Consider the following 5,949-nt stretch of genomic DNA (forward strand, 5'->3'; position numbering starts at 1 on the left):
CGTTGGATAGCCAAGCTGGCGAATGGTCAACCCAACGCGCTTGCCCAACTTGATGTAGAGCTGTACGGCTCGCAGCCGATCCTCGTATGAAAACATGAACTACCTCCAGGTAGTCCAAGAAATCGTCCGCACCCCCGGCGTTTGATCTGGCATCGCACACCGATGGCATCTGGCTGGCCTGCACCCCGGTGTTCGAGGTCCTCGCTTGCCCGACCTGCGGCAGCGATGTGCTGATGGCCATCGGCACCGTGGTCCACTTGGGCGACAACTGTCCGTTCTGCAAACTGGTACAGCGCTACAGTTGCGACCCTCGGCTCCAGGCCTCGTTTCCCAAGAACGGGATGGCGACCGCACCTGCGACTACCCCCTGAACCGATGGCCTTGTAATCAACCTACTTTCAGTTGATCCAGCGTCTTGCCAGCGGCCAACGCGGCCTTGATCCACTTAGGCTGAAGTCCCCGTCCGCTCCAGGTCTCGCCCGTGTCAACGTTGCGATATTTTGGGGCGACCTTGCTTCCTGCTGCAGCACTGGAGCGGTTCGCCACACCGACCTTCAAACCCAGATCGGCGACAGTCAAACCATTGGCAGCCAACAGTTGCTTGATATGGTCAATCACACCAGCTCGCTCAGCTTTGCGGGCATCCTGCAATTGCCTGTCCAGCTCCGAAGCCTGCTTGTCCAGGGCGGCTTTCTGGGCCAGTAGTTCTTGATACGTAGTCATGATTGCAGTGTTTGGCGATCGCCGAGTTTGGATGCCAACATCCTACATTGCAAGCTCCTTGGCTACCTGACCAAAGTGCCTGGATCTCCGTCGTTGCATTCAGAGTCAAGGCCAAGGCATCAGACGGATCGACGCCCATCGCACTGATCCGAAACAGCTCCTCTTTAGTCAAGTCTCGATGGCGAAAGCCCAGATGAACAGATGACATTTTGAGGTGCGCACGGAAACGCATGGTGACCAAATGAATGGGTCATCTGCAATGGACCACCATGCTTGCCCCGTCTCTGCCACACAGCACTTTTGCATCGTCAGATCCCGGCTTCGAGGCCCTGCCCATTGATGCTCTGCTGTCGCAAAACGATGACCTGATCGCCCGCATCAAGCTCTGCCATGGGTCTGACCGTACCGAGTTCGAACAAACCATCCTGTCACTTATCAGACGATACGCCAACCTAGTACACCTGCTGCCAGCCACATCAGACAACTACTTCTGCACCCCTGGCGGCCTGTTGCGCCTGGGCATGGAAGTCAGCTTCTTCAGCCTGCAGGGCACAGACGCGCACATATTCTCCGGTCGCTCCACCATATCGGCACGCCGCCACTTGGAGCCGCGCTGGCGCCTGGCAACCTTCGTCGCGGGGCTTTGCTGCGAGGCCCACCGGGTGCTCAGTCACATCATCGTGACCAACGCCCCAGGCGATGTGTGGCCAGCCTACCTTCTGTCCCTGAGTGATTGGCTGATGGAGCGACAAGCGGACCGCTACTTCTTGCGCTGGCGCCCACACGCCATCGAGACACGCAGCCTTGGCGTGTTCACGCTGGCCCATGTCGTACCCCCAACGGTCATGCATTACCTGGCTGAAGACAACACAGTCATCGTGCCTCACCTCATGGGCAGCGTCAGCGGCATCTCGCAGCATCGCGATCACAACTTGCTGGACGAGTTGGTCCGGCGCTCCTTGGCGCTGGTGATTGACCGCAACCTGCTGGCCAATGCCGACCGCTACGGTACGCCTCAATACGGTTCGCACCTGGAACGCTACCTGGTTGACGCGCTAAGGCATCTCGCGGTCTCCAACTCGGGGTGGCAAGCCAATCGCGAGAAGTCTCGCGTCTGGCTCGGCCCCGATGGCCTGTTCCTGGCCTGGCCTAGCGCTGCCGAAGACCTCCAAAAGCAACTGGACGCCGCCCAGTTGCCAGGCATTCCCAAAGCGCCGGAGACCATCATGGAAGTGCTCCTGCTAGCCGGCGTCTTCGAACCCACGCCCACAGGAGCCCCAATCTGGCTCATCCAACCACCAGGCGGCAAGGCCAAAATCGACGCAGTCAAGCTGTCGTCGCAGGCGATCCTGTTTGCAGGACATGACCCGTTGCCGCCGCCTCTGGCGGAAAACCTCACGAGTGCGCCAAGCAACAACAGTCCGTCGGCCCAAGCGGGCGAACCGGTTGCACCAAGATCTCGCCCTGATGGCCCGCCAGGCACACAACTCTCGCTCATCCCTGGTAACGCCGAGCAAACTCCACAAGCAGCTTCGAATGTCCGAGAGGCTCAAGCCGAAGCGGCACTTTTGTCGACCGCCCCGCCGACTGCCTTGGTATCGACAAGCGATGCCCACCCAACTCAGCAAGCGACGATAGGTCTTCAAGCGCCGCTGCGCCTCAACCCCGTGGTGCGCGACGCGTTGACCGAGGTGATCAACACCTTGAACACAGGTACTGGTCCCGCCCAGGGTTGCACTGTCGCGTCGGGGGTGTTTGTGCCTCTGCAGGAATTCGAGCGGCGCGGCATTCAACCCTCGATGGCTCTGCGCGCCCTGTCTGACGTGCACATGCTAGTTCGCGCCGCGGGCAAAGGTCCACCAACAACCTCAAGGGATTTCAACGGCACATCGACCGTGGGTTTAACCATAGCCCCGCACTTCATCAGCGGCGTGGACATGGAAGCCTTTGCCTCGCCCGAGGCTCAGGGAGGGTGACATGCCCATCCGCCGCTACGAGATGCCATGGCGCCACGCCTACGAGGCCTATGCAGGCCTTGCCTGGGGCATCGCGTTGATGTTCTTCACGGCGGTCGGCGCCATCGGACAACTGCCCCGCATTCTCGCTTTCCCCCTGTCCATCACTTGCCTCGGCATGAGTGCCCTCAGGTTCTCGCAGGCGCTGCGCATTCTCGTGCTGAGGGCGTCGCTGGCTGGTCACGCCATCCAGGTGATCAGCACGCAAACCCAGGCGCGGTGGTGTCAGGATCCAACGGCCGTGTTCCTTGGGTTCGGCTTCGAGTGGCGGCCCGTGCACTCTCAGCGTCTGTATGAACTGGCCAAGATCGACTACCGCGACTTCACGGTATCTCCGCGCCTCCTGAGTCTGCTGGGCTATGACAGCGCACCCCAACCCGATGCCGAGATTGGCTTGCCTTACATACACGGCGTCGAGCCCCATGAGGTGCCGCTGCATCGCCCCTTGCAGAACTTCGAAGGCGGCACGCTGCTGGTCGGCACCACCCAATCCGGCAAAGGTGTGGCCCTGGCCAACCTGATCACCCAAGCCGTCAGGCGCGGCGACGTGGTGATCGTCATCGACCCCAAGAACAGCCGTCGCCTCAAGCGAGTGGTTGAGCGAGCCTGCCAGGATTGGCGCGAGCCCGATACCTTCATGGAGTTCCATCCGGCCTTCCCGGAAGCCGGTGTGCGGCTGGACTTCACCTTCAACTGGCAAAAGCCCACCGAGATTGCATCCCGCATCCAATCGATCATGCCGCCGGACACGGCTGGCGCGTTCTCCGCCTTCGGCTGGGATGCGGTCAACGTGGTCGTGCAAGGCCTGGTCGAACTGGAAGAACGACCTAACCTGGCCAAGCTGACCCGCTACATCGAAGGTGGCATCGAACCCGTGCTAGAAGGCTCTCTGCGCCGCTTCTATGAAGAAACTTTGGGGCCCGCCTGGCGCGAGTTGCCCGAGATGAAGAAGCTGATGCAGGAGGCTCATCGAGGCCACATGAAGCGCCCATCAGAAGCGGCCAGCGCCGAGTTGATGGCCTTTGTCGCGTACTACGAACACCACATTGCCCAGTCACAACGCAGCAAGGTGATCGATGCCCAGGTGCGAACCTTCAGGCACAACCGCGAGCACTATCAAAAAATCACCGCCAACCTGTTGCCCGTGCTGTCGATGCTGACCTCGGGTGACCTGGGTCGTACGCTGTCGCCTGATCCGTTCGACGCCGACGACACGCGCCCGATCATGAACTTCGAGAAAATCGAGCGCGGCGGGCATGTGCTGTACATGTGTCTGGATTCGCTGCCCGACCCTTCGGTGGCTTCGGCCATCGGTGCGCTGGCATTGGCCGACCTGGCCGCACGGGCGGGCATGCGCTACAACCTCGGCGGCTATCGGCGCATTGCGCTGTTTGTAGATGAGGTGGCCAACGTCATCAACCAGCCCTTGATCGAGATCCTCAACAAAGGTGCCGAGGGCGGCATCTACACCACCTGCGCGATGCAAACACTGGCGGACCTGGCCAAACGCCTGGGCAGCGAAGCGGCTGCGCGCATGGCACTGGGCAACCTGAACAACCTGATTGCGCTGCGCTCAAAAGACCGCCCCACGCAGGATTTCATCGTGGAGACCTTTGGCAAGACCGCCATTCATTCGATGAGAGTTGGGCTCGGGCATGGTGCAGACACCCATCTGGGTGACTTCTCGACCAGCTATTCAAGCCAGCTCTCCGAGAGCTTCGAGGAGATGGTGCCCGCCGATGTCCTGGGCAAACTGCCCAACCTTCAGTACTTTGCCTCGGTGTCTGGCGGGCGCATCATCAAAGGTCGCTTCCCCATCCTGGATCCGGATGCGCATGGGGACGATCAACCCATCAGGAGGGCGGCATGATCAGGGCGATGGCCGTGGTGTCACTGCTGGTGTTGCTGGTTCTGGTGCTCTATGTGCCGTCCGCCCATCCGCCAGAACGGTTCATAGAGCAACTGCGAACGGAATACACCAATGCGGCGGTGTTCTGGGGCAAAGACGCGGGCACCCGCATGCTGTCGCGTGCGATGAGCATGCAGCAGTCTGCACGTCAGGCATCACCTGTCCCCTCATCCAAAGACGCGGCCCCCGTGGGTGGCGTCAACGCGGCTGTCGGGCAAGAAATGGCTTCGGTCAACCAACGGCTGTTCAACAACCCCTACTTCCGCTCGATTGACGCACTGCTGCTGCTCGCCAGCTTCCGCCTGGCCATGCTGCTGGAGTGGCTCCCCTGGCTGTTGGCCTTCCCGGTTGCTGCCTTGGTGGATGGCTGCCTTGTACGAGTGGTCAAAGCCAAAGAGTTCCTGCACCACAGCCCGGAGATGTTCGCCTTGTATGCCTGCTTGGCCATCCTCACCAGTTGCGCAACCGTCCTGGCGTTTGTGCTGCCCTTCACCTTGCATCCCCTGGCCGTGCCATGCGTGCCTGTGGTCATCGGCACGTTGATGGGGACGGCGATCAGGGACTTTCACGCAAGAATCTGAACATCAGGCCTGCAAGAACCTTGCTTCAAGTACCACAGCAGCCTGAGCTTCGGCTCGGCGCGGCCGCGGCCGGACGAGACAGATCCTCCAGAATGGAACAATCGAGCGTAGGGCCCCCCGCGCAATCCCTGTCGCATGCGCGCACAAAGGCTCCCAGGCTGCTCTCTAGTGCCTGGAGTTCCAACAGCCTACGCTGCACCTCAGCCAAATGCTTGGCAGCGAGGTCTCGGACTTCAACGCAAGGTCGAGTTGGCTCATCGACAAGACAGACAAGTTCTCGCACCTGATCAATGGAGAAGCCGAAGTCTCGACATCGACGGATGAAAGTCAGACGTGCGATGGTCGCCTCCGAGAAATTTCGTCGAAATCCATCCGTCCGATCTGCGTTTGGCAAGAGGCCAATATCCTCGTAGTAGCGGATGGTCGGGACAGAGCAACCCGTCCGTTTGGCAACAACGCAGATTGATAAATTTGGTGCAGCCATCTTTCTATCTTAGATCACGCGCAGACTCCTGCTGCACACCCACAGGGTTTGAGTGGACGCGGCGGCACCTGCGAGCCACAAGCCCAAGCGGCTCGAATCACCTGAACCGCCCCGGCTTCTGCGGAGGCCAGTTGCTTTGAGTCAGACGTTGATCGCGGCCTGACTAGCGCGTTGGGAATGGTATCGGTCTTCGAACTCGGCAGGTGGCCTGTAGCCCAGGGGTGCCATCAGCCGATG

At 60.5% G+C, this 5,949-nt stretch carries 5 protein-coding genes; 3 read left to right on the forward strand and 2 right to left on the reverse strand.

The features are described from left to right. Nucleotides 1–387: 387 nt before the first annotated feature. Nucleotides 388–723, reverse strand: coding sequence for an H-NS histone family protein (locus ABG80_RS08850; protein WP_058087363.1), 336 nt, complete (start codon nucleotides 721–723; stop codon nucleotides 388–390). A 269-nt stretch (nucleotides 724–992) separates the two neighbouring features. Here ABG80_RS08850 and mobH point away from each other — a divergent pair, with 269 nt between their 5' ends. From mobH to ABG80_RS08865, 3 genes are read left to right on the forward strand one after another with little or no spacing between them, the layout of a single operon-like run. Further along, entirely contained in the window at nucleotides 993–2,699 is a 1,707-nt protein-coding gene (gene mobH, locus ABG80_RS08855; protein ID WP_058087366.1) for a MobH family relaxase, read from the forward strand. A gap of 1 nt (nucleotide 2,700) precedes the next feature. Beyond that, a complete protein-coding gene (gene traD, locus ABG80_RS08860) occupies nucleotides 2,701–4,608 on the forward strand; it encodes a conjugative transfer system coupling protein TraD (RefSeq protein WP_058087364.1) in 1,908 nt (635 codons plus the stop codon). Further along, complete coding sequence (locus tag ABG80_RS08865) at nucleotides 4,605–5,228, forward strand: DUF4400 domain-containing protein (protein ID WP_058087365.1); 624 nt, start codon at nucleotides 4,605–4,607, stop codon at nucleotides 5,226–5,228. The genes traD and ABG80_RS08865 overlap by 4 nt, the downstream gene beginning before the upstream one ends. A gap of 25 nt (nucleotides 5,229–5,253) precedes the next feature. Here ABG80_RS08865 and ABG80_RS24050 read toward each other — a convergent pair whose 3' ends face one another. Continuing rightward, nucleotides 5,254–5,712 carry a MerR family transcriptional regulator gene (locus ABG80_RS24050; RefSeq protein WP_083505949.1) on the reverse strand — a complete coding sequence of 153 codons (459 nt, stop codon included), beginning with the start codon at nucleotides 5,710–5,712 and terminating at the stop codon, nucleotides 5,254–5,256. Between the last annotated feature and the right edge of the window lie 237 nt (nucleotides 5,713–5,949).

Source organism: Aquabacterium parvum, from assembly GCF_001447195.1.
In the GTDB taxonomy this organism is placed as follows: domain Bacteria; phylum Pseudomonadota; class Gammaproteobacteria; order Burkholderiales; family Burkholderiaceae_C; genus Aquabacterium; species Aquabacterium parvum.

What these genes read in the sequence shown, in the direction of transcription:
- ABG80_RS08850 (WP_058087363.1), bottom strand. Translation starts at nt 723, where the DNA reads ATGACTACGTATCAAGAACTACTGGCCCAGAAAGCCGCCCTGGACAAG.
- mobH (WP_058087366.1), top strand. Translation starts at nt 993, where the DNA reads ATGCTTGCCCCGTCTCTGCCACACAGCACTTTTGCATCGTCAGATCCC.
- traD (WP_058087364.1), top strand. Translation starts at nt 2,701, where the DNA reads ATGCCCATCCGCCGCTACGAGATGCCATGGCGCCACGCCTACGAGGCC.
- ABG80_RS08865 (WP_058087365.1), top strand. Translation starts at nt 4,605, where the DNA reads ATGATCAGGGCGATGGCCGTGGTGTCACTGCTGGTGTTGCTGGTTCTG.
- ABG80_RS24050 (WP_083505949.1), bottom strand. Translation starts at nt 5,712, where the DNA reads ATGGCTGCACCAAATTTATCAATCTGCGTTGTTGCCAAACGGACGGGT.